The sequence below is a fragment of the Ensifer sp. VA4 genome, assembly GCF_055710065.1.
Genome location: NZ_JBVQPO010000001.1, coordinates 380,796 through 403,436, shown reverse-complemented (window position 1 = coordinate 403,436; position 22,641 = coordinate 380,796). Strand labels below are relative to the sequence as shown.

The window sequence follows — 22,641 nt, the reverse complement described above, 5'->3', positions numbered from 1 at the left end:
CGGGCGCGGCCAACGCATTACGCGGGCAAAGGTTCCAACAAAAATTTGATCTCGGTCGGCGGAACGGGAGGGCATGCATAGCCGTTTGCCGTTCTCAAGCTTGACGCTGGGAACATGCCCATGGAACATATCGCTGCCATCATGGTCCTGGTCGGCTGCATGCAGCCCACGGATGCCTGCCGCGAGGTGCCGGCGCCGATCGAAGCCTTCGAAACTGTAGACGAATGCCGAGAACTGCTTTCGCCGGCGATCGAGGCGACCGCCGGGAGCTTCAAGCATGCCTATGGCGCCTGTGCCGAGGTCGACCCGGCCCTGTTTGTGGAGGAGGCGACGATCGAGTGGCAGGTTACCGCTTCGGGTCGCCTGCAGGTCAAGATGCAGCTAGATGACGGCAGCTACGCCGTCGCAGCGCGCCACGGCGGCAATGCGAAGGGCCGCAATTGAATTCGCTGGGCGCCGCGCCGCGGCGTCGTCAACCGAAAGGCGAAGCAATGAACTGGGATATCGTTAAAGGCAAATGGCATGAACTGAAAGGCAAGGTTCAGGCGCATTGGGGCGAACTCACCAACGACGACCTCGACGTCATCGATGGTCGCCGGGAGGAGCTTGCGGGGCGCATTCAAGCCCGTTACGGGGTCGCGCGCGACGAGGCTGAGCGACAGATCGACGAATGGATGTCTCGGCGCTGAGGCATGCCGCGCGAAAGTCCGCAGCGATTTTGCGATAGGACATGCGAAGTGTCCAAACATGAAGCGCAAGGCGCGAATCTGAAGGATCGCGATGGGCTACGGGGAAATTCTTGATATCGTCAAGGGTGAATTATTCCCCAGTAATGCTCAAGTGCGAATACGGTAAGGGAAAATATAATAAGACCAGACGTCCGGTGTTGGTCACGGTCGCTTCTTATTCACCTGCAGAGTTTGGTTATTTCTTCTTTTTCATCCGTTCGCGCCGGCGAAGTTCTTTGAGAAGATGTTCGAGTTTTGCGCTCTGATCTTCGCTGCTGCTGACGTATAGTTCGCGCATCGTCTTGCCGATGTGGAGATTCCGGTCCTGGATATCCCTTCTCTCCCGACCCGCTTCAACCGCAGTTTTCCAGATATGTGCTGCCGGCATTTTCATTTCGACCCTGCATATTCCTTGGAGGAGGAACGTCAGAGTATCGCGAAGGTTCCGGGCGTTTCCTGTACAAACAGTCTCGAATCGGGATTCTTTTGTCTATCATGGTAAATCATTGGTTAATGGTCTGTTGAGATGAAGGTTCGCGTAGATCGCATTTCATATGCCATTCGGAACAAAGTGATAGTTGTGGCGTTTGCTCTGCAGTAATCCTGGCAAGGAGAATTGCTATGTTATACTATGCACTTGTCTTTCTCGTTGTGGCAATCATAGCGGGTGTACTTGGTTTCAGTGGCATCGCGGGGGCCTCCGCGGGGATCGCGCAGGTCCTTTTCTTCCTTTTCCTCGTCTTCCTGGTGATTTCGCTGGTTGCAGGCCTGGTGCGTCGAGGCTGAGCGGTCGCAAATTTGAGCGGGTTCGAAACGGGCGGCGGCAACGTCGCCCTTGCTGCATCTGACCTCTCGGCTTGGTCTTGCTTGCCCTTACGGGCCGGCTTGGCTATTGATGCCGAAACCGCAGCTTTTTCCTTGAGGGTACCGAGCATCGTGAAATCGCTGGAACTTGGCTGAAGATCAGGTCGCCTCTTCGATCGTGGCAATCTCCTACAGCCATCTGCTGCGGATCCTCCTGAGCCGCAGCGATATTCGAGCGAGCAACCGACGTGGGGCGGCGGCTTGACTTGATCGGACAATGGGGCAGCCGCAAATGAAGACTGATGTAGTGGTTCTCGGCGCCGGTATCGTCGGCATTTCCACCGCCATCCATCTGGCGCGGCGTGGCAAGTCGGTGGTGCTGCTCGACCGTCGCGGTGCCGGCGAGGAAACCTCCTACGGCAATGCGGGCCTGATCCAGCGCGAGGGGGTGTTTCCCTATGGCTTCCCGCACGACTTCGGGGCGCTCTTCCGCTACGCGCTGAACAATACCATCGACGCGTCCTATCATTTCCGGGCCCTGCCGGGGCTAGTGCCGTTCTTGGCCCGCTACTGGTGGCATTCGGGCTTTACCCAGCACCAGCGCATCGCGCATCTCTATGCGCCGTTGATCGAGCATTCGATCAGCGAGCACCAGGACCTGATCGAGGCCTCCGGCGCCGGCGACCTCATCCGCAAGGATGGCTGGATGAAGGTGTTTCGTACGGAGAAGGAGCGAGACGCCGCCTACAAGGAGGCGGAGAAGCTCTCGGCCGGCTTCGGCGTCAATCACCAGAAGCTTTCGACGAGCGAGCTGAAGACGATCGAGCCGTCGATCAGGGCCGATCTCGTTGGCGGCCTGCGCTGGAGCGATCCCTGGTCGATCCGCGACCCGCACAGCCTCAACAAGGCCTATCTCGCCTATTTCCAGTCCTTGGGTGGGCGTCTGGTTTCCGGCGACGCGGCAACCACGGAGCATATCCTCGAAGGCCCCGGCTGGCGCGTCGCGACACCCGAGGGACCGCTGGAGACGCGCGAGGTGGTCGTGGCGCTCGGTCCCTGGGCTGACACGGTCACCCGCAAGCTCGGCTACCATTTCCCGCTGGCGGTCAAGCGCGGCTACCATATGCACTACGGCGTGCAGGAGGGCGCGCAACTCAACAACTGGGTGCTCGACGCCGAGAGGGGCTATTTCCTCGCGCCGATGCTGCGCGGTGTGCGCCTCACCACCGGCGCCGAATTTGCCTGGCGCGACGCGCCGAAGACGCCAGTGCAATTGACGCGGGCCGAGCGAGTGGCGCGCGAGTTCTTCCCGCTCGCGGAACGCCGCGACGAGGAGCCATGGATGGGCGCGCGTCCCTGCACGCCCGACATGATGCCGGTCATCGGCAAGGCGCCGCGCCACGAGGGCCTGTGGTTCGCCTTCGGCCATGCGCATCATGGCATGACACTCGGGCCCGTGACCGGCCGGGCGCTGGCAGAGGCCATGACCGGCGAAAAGACAGTGATCGATATCGCGCCCTACCGCCCGGAACGCTTCCTGGTCTAAAGCAATTCCGCAAGAAGTATCGGGCGGTTTTCCGTCCGGAAGCGCGTTTCAAGTATTGTGCGGGCAGGCTGCGCGCAATGCTTGAACAAGGCCGGAGCAATGCTTCCGGTCTTGTTCGTTTGCCAGTCGGTTCAGGCGTTGGTGCCGCCGTCGATGGTGAATTCGGCGCCGGTGACACTGCGGCCGTCGGGACCAGCAAGCCACGCGACGACACCTGCCACATCGCTTGCTTCGTTGAAGCGCGGGATCGCCATCAGCCCGCGCTGCGGACCGGCGTGCTCGCCATCGGCAGGGTTCATGTCCGTATCCGTCGAGCCGGGATGGACAACGTTGACGGTGATCCCCCTCGGCCCGAGATCGCGCGCCACCGCCTTGGTAAACCCGACCAGGGCGCTCTTGCTCAGCACATAAAGGCTCATGCCGGGCCACGGAACGCGGGCGGCGAGGTTGCTGCCGATCGAGATGACACGTCCACCATCGGGCATGTGCGCAGCCGCGGCGCGCGTCGCAAGGAACACGGCCTTCACATTGACGTCGATTGTCCGGTCGAAATCGTCGGTGGTCACCTCCGTCACCGTTCCGGCATCGAATACACCGGCATTGTTGACGAGGATATCGATGCGGCCGTGTTTTTCGGCGACTGTCTGGACGGCGGCCTCGACGGCGCCCGCCTCGCGATTGTCCGCCTTGATTGCCAACGCGCTGCCGCCGGCCCGCGTGATCTCCGTCACCAGCGTCTCGGCCTTCGCCTTGGATTGACTGTAGGTCACCGCTACGGTTGCGCCTTCCGCCGCCAGCCGTTTTGCGATTGCCGCGCCGATGCCACGGCTGCCGCCCGTCACCAGGGCCACCTTGTCTTTCAGATTCGTCACTGCGTCTCTCCATATTTGTAGTGATCGATACATATATGGAGAGACGACTTGCCAGGCACTGTCAAGCGATTTATGTATTGATCGATACAGAAAGGAATTGCTCCCATGCCGAGCCGCGGCCGTCCACGCAATTTTTCCCGAGAGGAGGCGCTGGCGCGTGCCATGCAGCTGTTCTGGGATAAGGGCTACGACAACACGTCGCTTGCGGATCTGACCCAGGCAATGGGGCTGAAACCGCCGAGCCTCTACGCCGCCTTCGGCAGCAAGGCACGGCTCTTCATCGAAGCGGTCGATCTCTATGGCCGGACGGATGGCGCCGGCATCTGGGATCATCTGGAGTCGGCGCCCACGGCCAAGGCGGCGGTACATGACCTCCTGAGACGCACCGCCGACAACTTCACCCGCGGCGGCGAACCGCGCGGCTGCATGGTCGTGCTCTCGGCGCCGCAGATGGCGGGCGGGGATGCAGAGGTCTGTGACGCGCTGAAGATGCGTCGTCTTCAGAAGCAGGTTGCGCTCGAGCGGCGGTTTGAGCGCGCCATCGCAGAAGGCGACCTGCCGGAAGGCACCCCATGCGCGGCAATCGCGGCCTATGTCGCTTCGCTCCAGCACGGAATGTCAATCGAAGCCCGCGACGGGGCGACACGAGAAACCCTGCTGGCAATCGCCGACTGCGCAGCCGCGGGCTGGGATGCGATGATCGCGGCATCGATCAAGCCGAATTGAGCGCGCGCTCGATCTGCCGCGTGATCCCACTCCGCGAATTGGCCGGAGGGAGAGCCCTCCAGCCACCGGTACGGTCAGCCGTTTACTGTGCGGGCTGCGTCATATTGGGCGTGGTGCCCGGGGTAGAGCCCTGCGTTTCGGGCGTCTGGGTACCCTGCTGCGGCGTCGCTTCGGGTGCCGGCTGCGTCGCCGTTCCGCTGGAGGGTGCCGTGCCGGTGTCGGCCGGCGGCGTGGCCTGGCCCGTCGTGCCCGTGCCCGGCGCCGTCGCATCAGGGGTTGCCTGGCCAGTCGCCGGCTGGTCCGTCGTCGGCGGCGGTGCCGCCGTTTCGGCCGAATCGCGGCTCAGTTCAGCCGGCAGCCAGGCGATCAGCGCCAATACCAGACCGGCGAGCAGGATGATGACGATCGGCCAGTTGCTGCGCCCCGAGCGGGCCGGAGGCACATCGCTCATCTGCGTTTGCGGCATAGGCTGCCCGGTCACCGGATCGATTACCGGCTTGTCCTTGAAGTCTTCCTGCTTGTTCATTGCGTTCATCCTCTCTTGGCGTCCTCCTGGCCACAGGCGACTGCTCCTGAACCTTCCCCGGCAGTCGTGGGCAACGGATTTCGCGCCGTCGCGAAGCGACAAGGGCGGCCGGGGGGCGCGTGGCATAACGGTAAACGCGTGAAAATTTGCAATGTTCCGGATATTGCAACCCAAGGGATGTTCACGCCCGCCGTCGACTTTACAGCCCCCTTCTCGGCTGCAAGAAATAGAGCGCTCATGGAGGAAGAGGCAGCATGACCGATACAGCGTTTAGCAAGGGCACTTTTGTCGGCCGCGTCTGGAGACCCGATCTCGGCGGGCCGTCGCTTGTCACGATCCGTGACGGCGCTCTGTTCGATATCACCTCGAAAACGACGCCGACCATGCGCGACCTGCTCGAGCTTCCGGATCCGGTCGCGCATGTGCGCGCCATGTCCGGTGACCGACTCGCCTCGCTTGAGGACTGCCTCGCGCGGAAGACGGAGGCATCGACCCTTCATCTGATTGCCCCCTCGGATCTGCAGGCGGTGAAGGCCTGTGGCGTCACCTTCGCGCGCTCGATGATCGAGCGCGTCATCGAGGAGCGGGCGGCGGGCGACGCCTCCCGTGCCGAGGCGATCCGCAGCCGCGTCACCGCAGTCATCGGTGACAGCCTGCGCAACCTGAAGCCCGGCTCGCCGGAAGCAGCCCGCGTCAAGGCAGCACTCCAGGAGGAGGGCGTCTGGTCGCAATATCTGGAAGTGGGCATCGGCCCGGATGCCGAGGTCTTCACCAAGGCCCAGGTGCTTTCGGCGGTCGGTCCCGGTGCCGATGTCGGCCTGCACCCCGCCTCGCACTGGAACAATCCGGAGCCGGAGATCGTGCTCGCGGTCTCCTCCGGCGGTCAGGTGAAGGGCGCAACGCTCGGCAACGACGTCAACCTGCGCGACATTGAGGGCCGCTCCGCGCTGCTTCTCGGCAAGGCCAAGGACAACAACGCCTCCTGTGCCATCGGCCCCTTCATTCGCCTCTTCGACGAAACCTACACGATCGACGATGTCCGCAAGGCCGAGCTCACCCTGTTCGTCGAAGGGGAGGACGGCTATCGGCTTACCGGCCGAAGCTCGATGGCGGAGATCAGCCGTGACCCGCTCGACCTCGTCGCCCAGACCATCGGTCCGCACCACCAATATCCCGATGGCCTGATGCTGTTCATGGGCACGCTCTTCGCTCCCGTCGAAGACCGCGACGAACCCGGCCAGGGCTTCACCCACAAGCTGGGCGACGTCGTGACGATCGCCAACGCGGAGCTCGGCCGGCTGACCAACACCGTCCGGCTTTCGACGGAATGTGCGCCCTGGAGCTTCGGCGCGGCGGCGCTGATGCGCAACCTTGCTGGACGGGGGCTGCTCTAGCGCGGCCAGCTTTCCTCCGTTGGTCGCAGTCCGCTCGCCGCCCCTAAGTCATCTTCCGCATGATCCAGAGAGCTCGGCCGGGGTGGGCGATGTCAGGCACGGCTTGAAGGCGTGCATCGTCCTTCAGGCGCTCCGCCTCGACGGCGTCGAGGAACAGGATCTGCTGATCGGTCTCGTTGGCGTTCGGCGTAATCCACCAGCGCTGATCCTCGCAACAAAGACCGGCTTCCGGATTTTCCTGGATGTACTCGATCGCATATTCGGCATCCGTCTTTCTGCCAGCATCGAACATCGGCCGTCCTCCGCCTGATCGCTTGGAAGGGATGGGATTATGCGCCTCTTGCGGGGCGTTGGGCAGCCCAGAAGTGCTGTCGCCAATCGCTTCTGCGCATGCGCCGGGCGATCGGTTGCGGCGCAGCGCGCATCAACTCCGGCCTTTCCATCCGCCCGGCAGGCGCCTAGGCTCGTGCGCCTGAGTTGTTCTCGTCTCTTGGAGTTCCTGCCCCATGCGTGACCTGCACCTGCCTGGCCGCTCCGTCGTCATGGGCCGGCACGGCGCCGCCGCCACCTCGCACGCCCTTGCCACGCTCACGGCCATCGAGATCCTGCGCCGCGGCGGCAATGCCGCCGATGCCGCGATTGCCGCCTGCGCCGTGCAATGCGTGGTGGAGCCCGGTTCAACCGGCATCGGCGGCGACAATTTCGTTCTCTTTGCTCCCGCCGGCACCGATGTCGCCAATGGCAATCGGGTCTTCGGCCTCAACGGATCGGGCCGTGCGCCCCAGGGCCTCACCGCCGAACACCTGCTGAAGCAGGGACTGAAGGAGATCCCTCTCACCTCGGTGCATGCGGTCACCATTCCCGGCGCGGTCGATGCTTGGAGCAAGCTGAACCAGCGTTTCGGCTCCATGCCGCTGGGTGACCTGCTGCAGCCCGCCATTCGCCATGCGGAGGAGGGTTTTGCGGTCACCGAACGGGTTGCCGTCGATTGGAGCCGCAACGAAGACAAGCTCAAAGCGGACGCCAACAGTGCGCGCATGTGGCTGAAGGATGGTCGCGCCCCGAGGGCGGGCGAACTGTTTCGCCAGCCCGAGCACGCGAAGGCTCTGCGTGAGATCGCCGCCAAGGGCCGTGACGGCTTCTATTCAGGCTGGGTCGCCGAGGACATGGTGGGCTACCTCAGCAGCCTCGGCGGTATGCACGCGCTCGACGACTTCGCCGCGCAAGAGGCCTTCTGGGTCGATCCGATATCCACGACCTATCGCGGAATAGAACTTCTGGAAATCCCGCCAAGCGGCGTCGGCATCACCACCTTGCTGATGCTCAATATCCTGAAGGGCTTCGATCTGGGGAGATACGATCCGGTCGGCGTCGAGCGTTTCCACATTGAAGCCGAGGCCACAAGGCTCGCTTTCCAGGCGCGCGACAAATATGTCGCCGATCCCGACTTTGCCGACGTGCCGGTGGAAAAGCTGCTTTCCGCTGCCTTTGCCGACGAGCTGCGCAGCCGCATCGACCTGAAGAAGGCCATGCCGGTCGCCGGTCCAGCGGGTGCCACCACCTATCGCGACACCGTCTACATCAGCGTGGTCGACGAAAAGGGCAATGCCTGCTCCTTCATCAATTCGCTGTTCTGGTCGTACGGCACCGGCATCAGCAGCCCGAAGACCGGCGTATTGCTGCATAACCGCGGCATCGGTTTCCGCGTCGATCCTGCGCACCCCAATTGCGTGGGACCGCGCAAACGCCCGCTGCACACCATCATCCCGGCGATGGCGATGAAGGATGGCCGGCCGTGGCTGTCTTTCGGGGTGATGGGCGGCGGCTTCCAGCCGGTCGGGCAGAGCCATGTGCTGACCAACATCGTCGATTTCGGCATGAATGTGCAGGAGGCGATCGACTGCGCCCGCGGCTTCCACCAGATGGGCCGCTTCGAGGCTGAACGCGGCATCCGCGAGGACGTGCTGAAAGGGCTCGCGGCACTCGGCCATGAGGTCATGGTCGCCGAGATGCCGCATGGCGGCGGGCAGGCGATCCTGATCGATTCGATCAACGGCGTCTTGCAGGCGGGCTCGGACCCGCGCAAGGACGGCTGCGCGTTGGCTTTCTAGACTTGCCGGCCAGCCGTTGGGACATCACGCGACAAGGTGCGACAGCGGACATGCATAGATGCCGCCGAGTTGCAGGTTTGCGCCACCTCCAGACCTTACCTCGGAAGCTGCGATCGACGCGTTTCGACCCATTGGTGCCGCTCGTCGATGCCGACAGGAAATTCCGGTGCTGGGATCCTCGGCTGTTGCCCAAGCCTCATTGCCCGGAGTTCTTCAATCGCCGAAGCTCCTGAACGAAGCGAGCGAGATCCTGATCGTTCGGGGTGAGCCGGAGCAACCGTTCGGCATAGTCGAGCGCGGCGACGAGATCGCGGCTATCGCGACTGAGCGTCGTCAGCGCCAGCAAAGTGTCCCGATCATGAGGATGACGCGCCAGACTCGCCTGCAGCACGGCAATCGCGTCGCCGGCGCGCCCGGCCGAATGCAAGGCGATCGCGTATGCATAGGCATATCGTGCCTGGTCGGGCGCGAGTTCGGCCGCCTGACGCAGTTCCGCAAGTGCCTCGTCGAACCGGTTGAGGCGCACGAGCGTCAAGCCGAGCGCATGATGAACGTCCGCGTCCTTCGGGAAGTCGGCGAGTGCAGCGCGCAACAGCTGCTCGCTGTCGGCGTCCCGTCCGAGTTGCCTGTAGAGGTCGGCGAGATTGACTGCTGCCGGCGTGAATTGCGGACTCAAGCGCAGCGCAGCCTTGTATTCGGCTTGCGCCTCCGCAACGAGCCCGCGCTGGGCTAGGAAGGTCCCCAGCGCGCTGCGTGCCTCAGGGCGATCGGCATTGGTGCGCTGGGCGGCGATGAACTCGGCCACCGCCCGCTCGAAGCTATCGCGATCGGCTGAAGGCTGGCTTGCAGCCGGAACCGCCGCCAGCAGCGACACCGCCCTGAGGCGCACGCCGCGGACCGGGTCGGACAGAAGCGGCGACACCAGCGGCCAGAGCTGATCAGCGGGCACGCCTTCGAGCATATCGAGCCCACCGAGGCGCACCATCGGGTCACGATCGGAAAGCCCGGATCGCGCAAGATCGACGTTGAGGGCGGACAAGTACGCGCTCAACTCGGTCAGTGCGCTGGCGTGAACGAAGGGCGATGCGGCCGGGTCGCTGGCGACGGGGGCGAGAAGCTTGTTCGCATCGGGACGATCGGTCCACGCTGCATGGAATGCTTCAGCATAATTCTGAAATCCCTTGCGCTGCGGCCCGAACCAGCGCTCGACCGCCGCGGCTGCCCATTGCGCCGATTCCTCCCGATGGCAGTCGTTGCAGGCGTTGGGGGTGCCGAGTTTGGCTGACAGATCCGGTCGCGGGATGCGGAAGCTGTGATCATGCCGCTGGTCGATCACCATATAGGTGCGTTCTGGCATGTGGCAGGATGCGCATGCCAGCGGCGGGTTCGCCTTGTCGTGGTGGCGATGGGCAGCGGTCTCGTACGTCTCCGATGCGTGGCACTGTCCGCAGACGCCGTCCCCCGGAAGGCGCAGCGCGGCGCTGTGCGGGTCATGGCAGTCGCTGCAAGTGACGCCTCCGGCGAACATCTTGCTCTGCTTGAAGGGACCGTAGTTGTAGGTCTCCTCGACGTCGCGCATCTGGCCGTCGGCCTCAAACAGGCTGCGATCGATCGGCGAAATCCTGTGAGTGTCGGACAGCCACGTTCCGGGCACCCAATCCTCGGAGAATTGGCCGCGCCTCGCATGACACAGGCCGCAGGTTTCCACCTCCTTGCGCAGCAGCGGTGGCGATGCACTGCGCCGCGGCTTTCCCGTCCCGGTATCGTGTGACCAGCCGACGCTCGCCCGTTCGTCGAAGCGGACCCCTAGTCCCTTGTCCGGGCTTTCCGTCTTGCCGAACGGCCACCAGCTTTGGCGGTCGCGCGCCCAGGCGACGTGGCCGGAGCCCTTGCCGTGGCAGGCCTCGCAGCCGACGCTGATTTCGGACCAAGACGTTGCGAAGCGATCACTTGCGGCATCGTAGTTCTTGCGCACGCCAGTCGAGTGGCATTCGGCGCACATATAGTTCCAGTTCTGATTGGGCTTGGTCCAGTGCAGAATGTCGTCGTGACGGATTGGCTCGCCCGGATAGAGATGAAACCAGCGCTGTCCGCCTTGCTCCCTTGGGCGGCTGTCCCAGGCAATCGAAAGCGCCTGAATCCGGCCGTCCGGGAACTCGATCAGGTATTGCTGCAGGGGATCGATACCGAACGTGTATTTGACTTCGAAGGTCGCCGGCTTGCCGTCCGGCCCGTCGGTTTCGACGAGGAATTTTCCACCCTTGCGGAAGAAGCGTGATTGTACCCCGTAATGATCGAAACGCACGTCGTTGAAGTCGCCCCGCACGGAACCGTCGGTCGCGTGGTCCATCGCGAGCTTATGCTGCGAACCACGCCAGAGATTCGCTTCCGCGCCGTGGCACCCGGCGCAGGTCTCGCTCCCGACGAACGTCGCGGCAGAGGACGAGCCGCCAGTCTCGCGCGACACACGCGATGGCCAGATGCCATCGTTGACAAGCCAGAAGGCCATCGCGACGCCGCCCAAGACCATCGCCAGGATCGCAAGTTTGGCCCGGAGGGCGCGCGCCTGCTTGAAGCGACGCGGCACGCCAGCCGACTGCGGATGTGAGCGGGCGACCGGCTCGTGCTTACGGCTGGCTTTCGACATCGGCCCGGGTTCCCATTACAATCAAGTGCCGCTTCCTGCCCGTCAGTCTTTGAACACCCGCTTCCAATCGCGCTTCCTGTTCCCGTGATGTCGATTTGATGAGCAAGCCGCGGCCTTGACAAGGGGCAAGTCAAGGGTTTCGCGCTCGGCCACCGATGAAGCTCGATGGACAGCGATCGAAAATACACTGGCGCTGGCCATCCCGTCTTCTCGTGGTCTGCGGGCCCGAGGCTGACCCCCAGGTCCGCAGCCGGTTCGGGAGCATTGCCCGTCGCTCGGACTATTGCGGCCCCGCCTGCACGTGGTGGACCGGGTTGCCGTCGACCGCCACGGCCTGTCCGGCGGCGCCGTCGCTCGCGGCCCCCTGGGCCGCCTTGAGCTTCTTGATGTCTTCCTCGGTCAGCTTGGGCCGATCGACCTTCAGCGTCAGCTTGTTGAGCTTGGCGGTCAGGGTAAACGGCGGCTGGTAGTCGGCGTCGTTGACACCGGTGAGCGTGTCCGAGCCGACATCGAAGCTTTCGTCCCACTGCAGGATCATCGGCAGGGTGCGCTCCATCGTCTGGGTCGCGACGACCTTGCCGTCCACCTTGAGCGAGCCGGTGCCGGACCGGCCGAGTCCGCTCATGTCGTTGTAGGCGAGCGTGCCGGTGCCGAGCCCGTCATACTTGAAGTCGAACTCGAGGGTGTGTTGGCCAGGCGTCAGTGCGTCCGGGCCCTCCCACTTGACGCGCTTCAGGTCGACGAGATTCCAAAGGAACACCGGCTTGCCCTTGAGCAGGTAGAAGCCGTAGCCGGCGAAGCGTCCGCCCGAAGTCACGATCATTCCCTCGGCGCCCCCTTCCGGCACATCGATATCCGCAGTGAAGGAATAGGAGCTGTTGAGGATGGCTGGCGAGTCGCCCTGCGGCAGCCCGGTCATCGGATGGATGTAGGTGAACTCCGTGCGGCCGGCAGTGATGTTCGGGCGCGGCGCCACGATGCGGGCCGCCACCGAGGCGTCCATCGGGAAGACCTGGTATTTCTTCGCCTCTGCAATGAAGAGATCCTTCATCTCCTTGACCTTGTCAGGGTGCTGGTCGGCGATGTTCTGGGACTGGCTGAAATCCTTGGTGAGATCGTAGAGTTCGAGCACCTGGTTGTTCAGCGGGTCGGGATTCGCCGGACCGTATGCCTCCCACGGTGCGCGGTTAACTTTGGTGCTGAGCAGCCAGCCGTCGTTATAGAGCGCCCACTGACCCATCATCTCGAAATACTGGGTCTTGTGTCGGGTGGGCTCCTTGGCGTTCTCCTTATCGAAGGTGTAGGCGAAGCTTGTGCCCTCGATCGGCGCCTGCTTGATGCCATCCACTGTATCCGGGGCGGGAATACCAGTCGCATCGAGAATGGTGGGCACCACGTCGATCACGTGCATGAATTGCTCGCGCAGCCCGCCCTTGTCCTTGATGCGGGCCGGCCAGGAGACCGCCATGCTCTGCCGGACGCCGCCGAGCCTCGACGCGTTCTGCTTGAACCAGGTGAAGGGCGTGTCGAAGGCCCAGGACCAGCCTGCCGACATATGGTTGTAGGTCTGCTCGGTGCCCCAGACGTCGTACCACTTCATCTGCACGTCGACTGGCATCTTGTTGATGCCGTTGAAGAAGGCGACCTCATTGGGGGTCCCGAGAGGGCCGCCTTCGGCACTCGTGCCGTTGTCGCCGTTGATATAGACGATGAGCGTGTTGTCGAGCTTGCCCATGTCCTCGATGGCCTGGACGACACGCCCAATCTCATGGTCGTTGTATGCGGCGTAGGCGGCGAAAACCTCCGCCTGTTTGATGAAGAGCTTCTTTTCCTCGGCAGTCAGGTCATCCCAGTTCGTCAGGACTTCCGTCGGCCAAGCCTCCAACCGGGTTTCCTGCGGGATCACGCCGAGTTTCTTCTGGTTCTCGAAGATCTGCTCGCGAACCTTGTTGTAGCCCCCGTCGAAGAGATGCATGGCCTGGATCTTGTCCACCCATTCCTTGGTCGGGTGGTGCGGAGCGTGCGTCGCGCCGGACGCGTACTTGATGAAGAACGGCTTGTCCGGCGCCGTCTGATTGAGGCGCGTCAGGTAGTCGATGGCGTCATCGGCCATCGCGGTAACCAGGTTCCAGCCCGGTTTGCCTTCGAAGGGGTAGATCTGGGTCGTGTTGCGGAAAAGGTTCGGTTGCCACTGGTTCGCGTCGCCCCCGACGAACCCGTAGAAATACTCGAAGCCCAGCCCGGTCGGCCACTGGTCGAACGGCCCGATGGAACTCGCCGCGAAGGCCGGCGTGTTATGGTCCTTGCCGAACCAGGCGGTGGCGTAGCCGTTGTCGAGAAGGATCCGGCCGATGGTGGCCTTGTCCTCGGAGATGATGCTGTTGTAGCCTGGGAAGCCCGATGCCTGCTCGGAGATAACGCCGAAACCCGCCGAGTGATGGTTCCGGCCGGTGATCAGTGCGGCGCGCGTCGGCGAGCACAGCGCGGTCGAGTGGATGTTGTTGTAGCGCAGACCTTCACTGGCGATGCGGTCCATCGTCGGCGTCGGGATGACGCCGCCGAAGGTGCTCGGCACGCCGAAGCCGGCATCGTCCGTGATGATCAGGAGCACGTTCGGCGCGTCCTTTGGCGGCACGATGCGCGGCGCCCACCACGCTTTCGACTGGAGCGCATCGTCCTTGATCACGCCGCCGAATGCCGGATCGGGCGCCGGCAATTGCTTGCCGTCGATCGTGGTCGTGGCGCTGGGCGATCCAAGCGTGCCGGTGACGCTCTGCGCGCTTGCGGGGCCGATGGCAAGCCCAAGGGCCAGCACCGCCGATGCGGCTGCATATGGAATCCTCATTGCGGTTTCTCCTCAGGTTTGTCGGCCCGTCTCTTGGCGCGTGCCGACGCTCTGGTCCTTCGGGTCAATGCGGGATCGCGATGTCTCTTCCGCGCCGGCGCGCGGCCTGTCGAGCCTGGCGTTCCTTTGGCCGATGCGTAGCGCAGAGAATTCCGAAGTCCGGCAAGCTTGAGCAGCGTGATTTCTAAAGCGCGTCGCGTTCACTCGGACTCATGCGACGCGATGCTTGTTTTTGTCTTGTCGTTGTCCCAAAACCGCTGCACGACTTTTGGCGACATGCATTAGTATGAAGTTGGATCGTGCACTCCGATCTGGCGACCGGCACGTGTGCGGGATGCGACAGTAAACCACTCCGCATCCCGCTGATCGACAAGCCGAGGCTCAGCGCACGTAGATTGTCAGCGAGCCATCGGTCGCCTCTTCGGCGCCGCCGATATTGTCCATCTCAACATTCTGTGCTTTCAACATCTCGGCCAGCGGCTTGTTGGCGTCTATCGCTGCGAGGAGGGCGGCGCGCTGCTCCGGCGTCGCGTGCTCGACCCACATCCGCGTCTGGTTCTGCTCGGCCAAGGTGCTGATATCAACGACCGTCACCTTGTCGCCCTTGAAGTCGCGCACCGTCTGTTCGATTTCGCTCGGCCAGTTCATGGCGCCCTGGGCAAGTGCGAGCCCGCCGAAGCTCAGAGCCGATATGGCGGCTATTACGGAAAAAGTAGCTATGCGGTTCATGCTCATTCTCCTCCTTGGATTTGGGCGGGTACCTGGCGGCAACGCAAACGCTTCTCGCGAATTGTCGCGCCAGGCTCGCGCCACAGTGGCCGGCACAACCTGACTGTGCCGGGATTTGCGGGCTTGCTTGAGGCATCCAGCATAAAGGCTCGCTCGCCCTCAACACCGTGCACGGTAGCTGTTCGAGCAGACTCTCGGCCCCGCATCAGTAACAGGGCGGATATGGAGGATAGCCGCAGGCCGGCCGGCCATAGTAATAAGGTGCGGCCGCCGCTGCGGCCGCAGCGCCGGCGTACCAGGCCCCGCGATAGGCGGTGCGCCGCGCGACGCCGGCAAAGGAAAGTGGCGTCAGCGGCCGGCCGATGATGTCGATGAAGACCGCTGCCGGACCGTTGGCGCCCGCGAGGCTGCCTTCGAGCACATCGACGTCGAAGACGAGGTCGGCGCCCTGCATCCTGGGGTTCTTCAGGGTAACGACGGCATCATAGACCGTCTTGTCGGTTTCGCCGAAGACCGACACAGTCGCGTTGGGCGGATCGGCGTGGAAGCCATCTGGATACTCCGGGTTCCACTCGGCAAGTAGTACACTCGTCAGAGAATGCCCCGCTGCGCGCACTGGGCGGTCGGCGAAGACGATAGAGTTGGGCGCGATGCCCTTCAACGTCAATGTGCTGGCATCGAGCGTCGCTCCACTGGCGTTCATCACGATCAGCGAGGGCACGACCTCAGGGCGGGCCTGACCGATTGTCTTTTCCAGAGGTTTGTGGGACGGAGGGGCCGATCCGGATTGTGCAAAGGCGATCGCCGGCGCGAAGGCGATCGCCACGGTTGTTAGCGTCAATGCGGCCAGTTTTCTGAACATGTGCAGCTCTCCGCGCATGGATTGGGCTCCAAAGCGACCCGCCTAATGTGCTGCGCAGACTAACCGAGCACGGGGCGCAGCGCCCGTAGCATCCTGTAGTTTCTGCCAGGAATGTTGAATTGAGCCGTCTAATGTTCAGCCGCCGCTCCCAGCCGTCTCAGCAAGTTGACCGATTTGGGGTCACCGGGCACCAACGCGTTCAGCAGGTGGCGTAGCGTTTCCTGCCGGCGCCAGCGACGGCACGGACAGGCCCGCCTTCGCTACCGCTGGTCGTCGGGCCGGTGAAGACGAAAAGGCACCTCGCCGCGAATGAGGCGTCCCTGGCATCGCGAGCATCACCGCTTTTCTGCAACGAAAGCGAACAGGGCGACGCCCCCAATGGCGAAGTGGACGAGAGGCTCCCCAAGCAGTTTCATTGGCACCCCACTACTAGTGTCTTTGGCGATCTCGAGAAATATTGGCACGGTCCAGCGCTCGTTCGATTTCCGCTGCCAGTCCCTCGTATTCCAGACGTCGTGTCGTGCGGAGGTTTTCCGGCTGGTGCTCGACGGCCACAAGGGCCTGCTCGGCGCCAGCAAGGTCGTCACACATGCCGTGAAATTCTCGTCTCGCTCGAGCAGTTCCTCGATGTGATGGGCTCGCGCCGGAAAGCGACGGGTGACGGCGACAAACTTCTGCTGGCGACCCGCCTCAACTCCCCTGGCTACCGAGGCAATCGAAAGCGGAAAAGAGCGCATTACCGATGAAGCTATTGAAAAGTGGGAACCGGAATGTGACGCCGAAGCAGCGTTCGCATGACGGGGATATACGCACGGCAATTGCCGGTAGGTTCCCTCCCTGCACCGATGAGCTTTTGTCGCCGTGGATCGGTCGGCATGCCGAGTTCTCTGCGAGCAGGCCGGCGAAGCCGTCCGCCTTGGCTGGTGCCGGTTCATATAGGCGTCGTCCCTCTCCATGCACCTGAAGCCCCCAGATGGCGGGTCGACGTGTCGATCGGTGGACGGTAGCCCTGGCAGTAGTTGGGAGCGCACAGAAACGATCGTGACCTTCCGAGGAATTCGTCAGGCATCGGAATGCCATAGGAACCGGCTGCCGGCACCACGCCCGTCTGCAGACCGTAGCGCAGCGGATAGCGACCAGTAATTAGCGCCGCCCGACTTGGCGTGCACCTGGACTGTGTGTGGGCGTCTTGATGTCGGAGCAGCCGTGGATTCCGACATCGCCCCATCCCATGTCATCGGCCACCACATAGACATATTGGGAGGTCTCCATAGAGCCCATGCCGGGGCTGCGCAGGCCAGGCCGGCCAGCACCGCGGGTCTCGCAAATCCGGAAGCGACGCACGCAACACTGGCCATCAACGCCTCGCGACGCGTCAAGGTGCCACTGCCGGTGCCCCGGCATGGTATCATTATCATTGCTCACGCTGCCTTCGCTCATTCGACCAGCGTGACCTTTGCGGCCTGGTCGGGAACAAGGCGCACCTTGTAGCTCGCGTTCTCGCATCGCAGCAGGTAGACGGGCTCATTAGGGCCTGACTCTGCCGCGATGCTTTCCGCCGAAGTCGGGTTGGCGCAAGAGTAGCCTTGGCTGCGGATCTGCGCTGCAATGATAGCGATGTCGACTGCTTGCTCCGTCTCGGCTGCGCCTACGGCGGTCATACTGGCGGCTGTTATGCAGACCGCCGCCAAATATCGCTCAAACGGCATCATCATAAGAATACTCCTCCGGGCCCGGTATCCGCCCACTGCCATCGGTCGCACCCCCTATTGCCTACAAATCAGGGCCGTTCCTGTTTCAGGCCTTCCGTATCTCGCCTCGATCGATGACATTTTCTGCAGTTCCTCGGGACTTTGGAGTGTACCAGACAGGCGATGTAAAGGCGCGCTCCAGCAGCGTCACGGTCGCATCGGAGGGCGGTTTCACGCTGATACGCTTGGCGTCGTAGGCGGTCCAGCGCTCCTTGAGAAGTTTCATGGCATCTGCCCGCTAGTGCTTCGGTGGCCGCGAGATCGGGAAAATATTCGCCTGATCAAGCGCTTTTTCGATCTCTGCTACAAGTTCGCCAACCAGTTCCTCGTACTCGAGGCGCCGTGTCGCGCGAATATTTTCCGGCAGGTGCTCGACCGCAGCGAGGGCCTTTTCGGCTGCGGCAAGGTCGTCACACATGCCGCGGAAGTTCTCATCTCGCGCAAACAACGTCTCGATCTCGGGACCACGCGTCGGAAAGCGGCGCGTGGCAGCCTGCAATCCATTCTTCCCTACAGCGCCTTCAGACCGCACACCCATTTTTTGAGCAGCCCTCGCAACCTGGAACCATTCGAGGGAGAGTATATTGCGCTGGATCAATGCAGGGATGTAGGTTACGTGAGTAAACAGGAATATGCGGCAGGCAATGGACCCGCTGCAGCCTGTGGGAGGGGCAAAGGCAATGGTCCAGGCCCGTTCCGAAGTCGACGCTGCGGCAATGGCGTTGCCGCCAGAGCCCGAAATTCGCGCGCAGTTGGACCGGATCCAGGCGAACCCGGAATTCGACGTGCCAGCACGAACGGGCAGATTTCTTGCTTACGTCGTTGATGAGGTCGTTGCCGGCCGAGGGGATCGGATAAAGGGTTATTCGATTGCGGTGGAGGTCTTTGGCCGAGACTCGTCGTTCGACTCGCAGAACGACCCGGTCGTTCGAATAGAAGCGGCGCGCCTCAGGCGAGCGCTTGAGCGCTATTACCTGCTTGCAGGTCAGAACGATCCCATCACTATAACCATACCTAAGGGCGGTTACGTTCCTGTTTTCAGCCGGCATGATCGTGGCGACCCTCCGGATGCGGTTTCCTCCTCCCAGGTCCGGGCGGTGGAAACTGGCGGGGAAAGTGGGGGTCGGGGATGGAAGACAGTCTTCCTTGCCGCCACGCTCTTTTGCATCCTCGGGGCAAGCGCACTCTATGTAGGTTGGCGAGGAACCGAAGCCCCGGGCGCGATGCGAAATGCAGCAACGGAAGTATCGACCGCGCCGGATGTGCCCGGAGTGATCGTCGTCCCGTTTGAAGATCTGTCCGGGACCGGCGACTCGAAAATCGTCGCCAGAGGGTTGACGGACAAGGTCATCGAGCAGATCTCAAAATTCAAAGAAATCGTCGTGATCGCCGACCGGCCTCCCGGCACTTCGGGCGAAACGCCGCTGAAAGCAGCGCCGCCAGCGCGCTATGCCCTCTCGGGCAGCGTTCGGTTTTCAGGTGACAAACTCTGGCTCTCGACACGTCTCGTAAATCGAGCGAACGGCTCCGTTCTATGGGCTGAGAGCTACAGCGAGGATCTGCAGGTTCGCAATGTTCTCGAATTGGAGAGCGACGTTGCGCGTGCGGTGGCCAGCGCGCTCGCGCAGCCTTATGGCGTCATATTTGCAGCGGATGCTTCCAAAGTGGCAAGCTCGCCACCGGACGATTGGGAAGCGTATCAATGTACTTTGGCCTATTACGGCTATCGCGCTGATCTCAATCCTCAGACCCATGCGTCAGTTCAGGACTGCCTGAAGCGGGCCGTGAAGGGCTTTCCTGGCTATGCCACGGCCTGGGCGCTACTTTCATTGACCTACATTGACCAGTTGCGGTTTCGATATCGACTCGACGTCCCCACTTCGCCGCCGCTCGACCTCGCGATGGAAACAGCCAGACGGGCTGTAGAACTTGATCCGCAGAACGTGCGGGGCCTGCAGGCCGAGATGCTCGCCTTCTTCTTCCGCGGAGACGTCGATACGGCCTTGAACATAGGCGCGCGCGCCTTTGCCATGAATCCGAACGATCCCGAACTCAGCGCCGAATACGGCCTCCGGATGGCTCTCTCAGGACAATGGAAACGAGGCTGTGCCCTTGTCTCTGATGCGGTCAGCAGAAATCCGGGGCCGCTCGGCTATTTCGAGACCGGCCTCGCCGTGTGTTTCTATATGCAGCGAAACTATGTCGCCGCCGAGCAATGGATCAGGGCGGCCGATGCCCAGGCCAATCCGCTCTATCATCTGATCGTTGCGGCCATTCTCGGGCAACTTGAAAAAAGCGTGGACGCGGCCAAGGAGCGCCGATGGATCGAGACCAATGCGCCAGGCTTTCTGGGCAATCTTCGCCGCGAGGTGGCGATGCGCATCCATCGACCCGAGGATCAAGCGCATTTCATGGAGGGGCTGGCTAAGGCCGGAATTCCAATCCCCATTCGTTAGACGCGAAACGGAGCCAAAGTCCGCAACCTTCGTTCGCGGTGGCGCAAATGCAAGCTTGCGAGAGGTGCGACAGAGCTTACGTGATCCTACATGTGCTCGGGCTCGCCTCATATTAAGTTCGCATGTTCCTGCACGTTCCCGCAGAAAAGGGCGTGGGTACACATAGTCGGGACATTGCGAGCGAGGAGAAGGTGATGTCTACCAGACGCCGCGCACTTGCCTTATCGATCATCGTTTCTGCTCTCACTCTTCTGTCGGGTACGGCTCTGTCATTTGCCCAGCAAGCCTCCGCCGGGTCAGGATCGCCTGGCGACACCACCACCATCACCGGAAAACAACTTCCGCCGCCCGAACCTGAGTTCGGCGGGATAATTCGGGAGAAGGCCTCGGATTCAACACCATGGTGGGCTCCGAGAATTGTGCCCCCAAAAGGCGCGCCCAATGTGCTGTTGATCATGACCGATGACCAGGGCTTCGGCGCGCCGAGCACCTTCGGCGGCGTCATTCCGACGCCAGCGATGGACCGGATCGCCAACGAGGGACTTCGATTCACGAATTTCCACTCGACATCGCTTTGCTCACCGTCTCGTGCGGCGCTGATCACCGGGCGCAACCATCATTCGGTTGGTTATGGGGTCGTCGGTGAAATCGCGACGGGGTATCCCGGCTACGATTCGATCATTCCCATCGAAAAAGGCACGATCGGCACGATCCTCAAGGAGAATGGATACGCCACGTCGTGGTTCGGCAAGGATCACAACACCCCCTCCTATCAGTCGAGTCAGGCCGGGCCGTTCCATCAGTGGCCGAATGGAATGGGCTTCGAATATTTCTACGGCTTCGTCGGCGGCGACGCCAGCCAGTGGCAACCGAACCTCTTCCGCAATACGACAGCGATCTTTCCCTTCGAAGGAAATCCCGGCTGGAACCTGGAAACGGCCATGGCCGACGAGGCAATCGGTTACATCAAACAATTGAACGCGATCGCGCCCGACAAGCCCTGGCTCGTCTACTACGTGCCGGGTGCCACCCATGCACCGCACCATCCAACACCGGAGTGGATCAAGAAGATCAGCGACATGCATCTGTTCGATGACGGATGGAACAAGGTACGCGAGAAAATTTTCGCCAACCAGAAGCGGCTCGGCATCATGCCGGAAAACGCCAAGCTGACGCCTTGGCCGGATGGGCTGCCGCAATGGGATTCCCTCAGTTTCGCGGAGAAGAAACTCTTCATCAAGCAGGCGGATGTCTACGCCGCCTACCTCGCCTACGCCGACAATGAAATCGGAAGGCTCATCCAGGCGGTCGAGGACCTCGGCGAACTCGACAACACCCTGATCATCTACATCGGCGGCGACAACGGCGCGAGCGCCGAGGGCATGGTCAACGGCACGCCGAACGAGTTCACCACCTTCAACGGGGTTCCCGTGCCGGTCAAGGATCAGTTTCTCTGGTATCCCTTCTGGGGATCGGAACGGACTTTCCCGCATTTCGCCGCCGGCTGGGCCTGGGCGATGGACACACCGTTCAAGTGGGTGAAGCAGGTGCCATCGCACTTCGGCGGGACCGCTCAAGGCATGGTCATGTCCTGGCCCGGACACATCAAGGATGCCGGCGGTATCCGCACGCAGTTCCACCACTTCATCGACATCGTGCCGACCATCCTCGAGGCGACCGGCATTCCCGCGCCGGAGGTGATCAACGGCATCAAGCAGGAACCGATCGAAGGCGTCAGCATGGCCTATACGTGGGAGAAGGCGAATGCGACCGCCCCGACCAACCACACGACCCAATACTTCGAGATGCTCGGCAACCGTGCCATCTATCATGAGGGGTGGGTGGCAGCCACGACGCCGGCAACGCTCCCGTGGGAACTCAGCACCAAGACACCTCCCGACGTGATCACTGGCTACAACTGGGAACTCTACAACATCCAAGAGGATCCCACTCAGTCTACTGACCTCGCCGCCAAGATGCCGGACAAGCTCAAGGAGATGCAGGAGCTCTTCTATTCGGAAGCGAAGAAGTACAACGTCCTGCCGCTCGACAACTCGACGCTCGCACGCTGGAACACCCCTCGGCCGAGCCTCACTGCTGGACGGACGGAGTTCACGTATTCTGGGGAATTGAGCGGCGTACCGGCCAGTGCAGCGCCCAGCACCCTGAACAAGTCCTACACGATCACGGCTGAGGTCGAGATACCCGAGGGTGGCGCGGAGGGCATGATCGTCACCCAAGGCGGGCGCTTCGGCGGTTACGGCCTGTTCCTCAGCAAGGGCGAGTTCGGCTTCGGCCGAGGCAAGGTCGTGTTCCTCTACAACCTGCTCGACCTCAAGCGGACGACATGGGAGGGGCCGGAACTCGAGCCTGGCAACCACACGATCGTCTTCGACTACAAGGCGGCCGGCACCGAACTTGGTACGGGCGGTACGGGCGTCCTGACGGTCGACGGCAAGGAAGTGGCCACGAACTCCCTGGAGCACGGAATTCCGATCACGTTTCCCGAGGACGAAACCTTTGACATCGGTCAGGACACACGCACCGGCGTGGCGCTGCTCGAGTACCGCTACGACACGCCATTCAAGTTCACCGGCAAGATCGACAAGCTGACATTCAAGTTAGAGTCCACGCAGCAGTGAGA

General features: G+C 62.4%; 19 protein-coding genes and 1 pseudogene. 9 read left to right on the top strand and 11 right to left on the bottom strand.

The annotated features are described in order from the left end of the window. The first annotated feature begins 120 nt into the window (after nucleotides 1–120). Both AC0C6X_RS01900 and AC0C6X_RS01895 read left to right on the top strand, forming a co-directional pair. The gene (locus AC0C6X_RS01900) at nucleotides 121–444 is read left to right on the top strand and encodes a hypothetical protein (protein ID WP_247958068.1); all 324 of its coding nucleotides are present in this window, start codon (nucleotides 121–123) and stop codon (nucleotides 442–444) included. Then, entirely contained in the window at nucleotides 441–689 is a 249-nt protein-coding gene (locus AC0C6X_RS01895; protein WP_312032950.1) for a CsbD family protein, read from the top strand. The genes AC0C6X_RS01900 and AC0C6X_RS01895 overlap by 4 nt, the downstream gene beginning before the upstream one ends. A 235-nt stretch (nucleotides 690–924) precedes the next feature. Here the strand turns inward: AC0C6X_RS01895 and AC0C6X_RS01890 are convergent, their stop codons facing one another. Next, nucleotides 925–1,122: a hypothetical protein gene (locus AC0C6X_RS01890; protein WP_173515677.1), complete on the bottom strand. Its 198-nt coding sequence runs from the start codon at nucleotides 1,120–1,122 to the stop codon at nucleotides 925–927. A gap of 227 nt (nucleotides 1,123–1,349) precedes the next feature. On the opposite strand from AC0C6X_RS01890, the gene AC0C6X_RS01885 reads away from it, so the two are divergent. Continuing rightward, a complete protein-coding gene (locus tag AC0C6X_RS01885) occupies nucleotides 1,350–1,514 on the top strand; it encodes a DUF1328 domain-containing protein (protein WP_173515678.1) in 165 nt (54 codons plus the stop codon). A gap of 310 nt (nucleotides 1,515–1,824) precedes the next feature. Then, a complete protein-coding gene (locus tag AC0C6X_RS01880) occupies nucleotides 1,825–3,078 on the top strand; it encodes an NAD(P)/FAD-dependent oxidoreductase (RefSeq protein WP_173515679.1) in 1,254 nt (417 codons plus the stop codon). A 131-nt stretch (nucleotides 3,079–3,209) separates the two neighbouring features. Here AC0C6X_RS01880 and AC0C6X_RS01875 read toward each other — a convergent pair whose 3' ends face one another. Next, nucleotides 3,210–3,983, bottom strand: a complete 774-nt coding sequence (locus tag AC0C6X_RS01875) for a 3-oxoacyl-ACP reductase family protein (RefSeq protein ID WP_247958067.1) — start codon at nucleotides 3,981–3,983, stop codon at nucleotides 3,210–3,212. A 72-nt stretch (nucleotides 3,984–4,055) separates the two neighbouring features. On the opposite strand from AC0C6X_RS01875, the gene AC0C6X_RS01870 reads away from it, so the two are divergent. Then, nucleotides 4,056–4,676, top strand: coding sequence for a TetR/AcrR family transcriptional regulator (locus AC0C6X_RS01870; protein ID WP_247958066.1), 621 nt, complete (start codon nucleotides 4,056–4,058; stop codon nucleotides 4,674–4,676). A gap of 82 nt (nucleotides 4,677–4,758) precedes the next feature. Here AC0C6X_RS01870 and AC0C6X_RS01865 read toward each other — a convergent pair whose 3' ends face one another. Beyond that, nucleotides 4,759–5,202, bottom strand: a complete 444-nt coding sequence (locus AC0C6X_RS01865; protein WP_246304263.1) for a hypothetical protein — start codon at nucleotides 5,200–5,202, stop codon at nucleotides 4,759–4,761. A 254-nt stretch (nucleotides 5,203–5,456) separates the two neighbouring features. On the opposite strand from AC0C6X_RS01865, the gene AC0C6X_RS01860 reads away from it, so the two are divergent. Beyond that, the gene (locus tag AC0C6X_RS01860; protein WP_173515683.1) at nucleotides 5,457–6,596 is read left to right on the top strand and encodes a fumarylacetoacetate hydrolase family protein; all 1,140 of its coding nucleotides are present in this window, start codon (nucleotides 5,457–5,459) and stop codon (nucleotides 6,594–6,596) included. Nucleotides 6,597–6,639: 43 nt separating this feature from the next. Here AC0C6X_RS01860 and AC0C6X_RS01855 read toward each other — a convergent pair whose 3' ends face one another. After that, a complete protein-coding gene (locus AC0C6X_RS01855; RefSeq protein ID WP_247958065.1) occupies nucleotides 6,640–6,888 on the bottom strand; it encodes a hypothetical protein in 249 nt (82 codons plus the stop codon). 214 nt (nucleotides 6,889–7,102) lie between these two features. Between AC0C6X_RS01855 and ggt the strand changes: the two genes are divergently transcribed. Beyond that, a complete protein-coding gene (ggt, locus tag AC0C6X_RS01850; RefSeq protein WP_247958064.1) occupies nucleotides 7,103–8,707 on the top strand; it encodes a gamma-glutamyltransferase in 1,605 nt (534 codons plus the stop codon). Nucleotides 8,708–8,903: 196 nt separating this feature from the next. Here ggt and AC0C6X_RS01845 read toward each other — a convergent pair whose 3' ends face one another. The 7 genes and pseudogenes from AC0C6X_RS01845 to AC0C6X_RS01815 form a co-directional block, all read right to left on the bottom strand. Beyond that, nucleotides 8,904–11,354, bottom strand: coding sequence for a tetratricopeptide repeat protein (locus AC0C6X_RS01845; RefSeq protein ID WP_472951630.1), 2,451 nt, complete (start codon nucleotides 11,352–11,354; stop codon nucleotides 8,904–8,906). Between the two features lie 280 nt (nucleotides 11,355–11,634). Next, nucleotides 11,635–14,199, bottom strand: a complete 2,565-nt coding sequence (locus tag AC0C6X_RS01840; protein WP_472951628.1) for an arylsulfatase — start codon at nucleotides 14,197–14,199, stop codon at nucleotides 11,635–11,637. A 381-nt stretch (nucleotides 14,200–14,580) separates the two neighbouring features. Continuing rightward, complete coding sequence (locus AC0C6X_RS01835; RefSeq protein WP_472951625.1) at nucleotides 14,581–14,928, bottom strand: hypothetical protein; 348 nt, start codon at nucleotides 14,926–14,928, stop codon at nucleotides 14,581–14,583. Between the two features lie 205 nt (nucleotides 14,929–15,133). Further along, nucleotides 15,134–15,790, bottom strand: coding sequence for a hypothetical protein (locus tag AC0C6X_RS01830; protein ID WP_472951623.1), 657 nt, complete (start codon nucleotides 15,788–15,790; stop codon nucleotides 15,134–15,136). Between the two features lie 1,436 nt (nucleotides 15,791–17,226). Next, nucleotides 17,227–17,505 (bottom strand): hypothetical protein, encoded by a 279-nt coding sequence (locus tag AC0C6X_RS01825; protein ID WP_472951620.1) that lies wholly within the window; start codon nucleotides 17,503–17,505, stop codon nucleotides 17,227–17,229. Nucleotides 17,506–17,587: 82 nt separating this feature from the next. Further along, nucleotides 17,588–17,749: pseudogene (locus tag AC0C6X_RS01820) on the bottom strand (DUF3604 domain-containing protein); the annotation flags it as partial. A gap of 30 nt (nucleotides 17,750–17,779) precedes the next feature. Continuing rightward, the gene (locus tag AC0C6X_RS01815; protein WP_472951618.1) at nucleotides 17,780–18,139 is read right to left on the bottom strand and encodes a hypothetical protein; all 360 of its coding nucleotides are present in this window, start codon (nucleotides 18,137–18,139) and stop codon (nucleotides 17,780–17,782) included. 82 nt (nucleotides 18,140–18,221) lie between these two features. Here AC0C6X_RS01815 and AC0C6X_RS01810 point away from each other — a divergent pair, with 82 nt between their 5' ends. Together AC0C6X_RS01810 and AC0C6X_RS01805 are read left to right on the top strand one after the other, a co-directional pair. After that, nucleotides 18,222–19,997 (top strand): hypothetical protein, encoded by a 1,776-nt coding sequence (locus AC0C6X_RS01810; protein WP_472951842.1) that lies wholly within the window; start codon nucleotides 18,222–18,224, stop codon nucleotides 19,995–19,997. A 194-nt stretch (nucleotides 19,998–20,191) separates the two neighbouring features. Next, a complete protein-coding gene (locus AC0C6X_RS01805) occupies nucleotides 20,192–22,639 on the top strand; it encodes an arylsulfatase (protein ID WP_472951616.1) in 2,448 nt (815 codons plus the stop codon). The last annotated feature ends 2 nt before the right edge of the window (nucleotides 22,640–22,641 follow it).

Coding starts and splice junctions, on each gene's coding strand:
- AC0C6X_RS01885 (WP_173515678.1), top strand. CDS start 1,350: ATGTTATACTATGCACTTGTCTTTCTCGTTGTGGCAATCATAGCGGGT.
- AC0C6X_RS01880 (WP_173515679.1), top strand. CDS start 1,825: ATGAAGACTGATGTAGTGGTTCTCGGCGCCGGTATCGTCGGCATTTCC.
- AC0C6X_RS01860 (WP_173515683.1), top strand. CDS start 5,457: ATGACCGATACAGCGTTTAGCAAGGGCACTTTTGTCGGCCGCGTCTGG.
- AC0C6X_RS01900 (WP_247958068.1), top strand. CDS start 121: ATGGAACATATCGCTGCCATCATGGTCCTGGTCGGCTGCATGCAGCCC.
- AC0C6X_RS01855 (WP_247958065.1), bottom strand. CDS start 6,888: ATGTTCGATGCTGGCAGAAAGACGGATGCCGAATATGCGATCGAGTAC.
- AC0C6X_RS01875 (WP_247958067.1), bottom strand. CDS start 3,983: ATGTATCGATCACTACAAATATGGAGAGACGCAGTGACGAATCTGAAA.
- AC0C6X_RS01890 (WP_173515677.1), bottom strand. CDS start 1,122: ATGAAAATGCCGGCAGCACATATCTGGAAAACTGCGGTTGAAGCGGGT.
- AC0C6X_RS01845 (WP_472951630.1), bottom strand. CDS start 11,354: ATGTCGAAAGCCAGCCGTAAGCACGAGCCGGTCGCCCGCTCACATCCG.
- AC0C6X_RS01805 (WP_472951616.1), top strand. CDS start 20,192: ATGTCTACCAGACGCCGCGCACTTGCCTTATCGATCATCGTTTCTGCT.
- AC0C6X_RS01835 (WP_472951625.1), bottom strand. CDS start 14,928: ATGAACCGCATAGCTACTTTTTCCGTAATAGCCGCCATATCGGCTCTG.
- AC0C6X_RS01840 (WP_472951628.1), bottom strand. CDS start 14,199: ATGAGGATTCCATATGCAGCCGCATCGGCGGTGCTGGCCCTTGGGCTT.
- AC0C6X_RS01830 (WP_472951623.1), bottom strand. CDS start 15,790: ATGTTCAGAAAACTGGCCGCATTGACGCTAACAACCGTGGCGATCGCC.
- AC0C6X_RS01865 (WP_246304263.1), bottom strand. CDS start 5,202: ATGAACAAGCAGGAAGACTTCAAGGACAAGCCGGTAATCGATCCGGTG.
- AC0C6X_RS01810 (WP_472951842.1), top strand. CDS start 18,222: ATGGTCCAGGCCCGTTCCGAAGTCGACGCTGCGGCAATGGCGTTGCCG.
- AC0C6X_RS01825 (WP_472951620.1), bottom strand. CDS start 17,505: ATGATGATGCCGTTTGAGCGATATTTGGCGGCGGTCTGCATAACAGCC.
- ggt (WP_247958064.1), top strand. CDS start 7,103: ATGCGTGACCTGCACCTGCCTGGCCGCTCCGTCGTCATGGGCCGGCAC.
- AC0C6X_RS01870 (WP_247958066.1), top strand. CDS start 4,056: ATGCCGAGCCGCGGCCGTCCACGCAATTTTTCCCGAGAGGAGGCGCTG.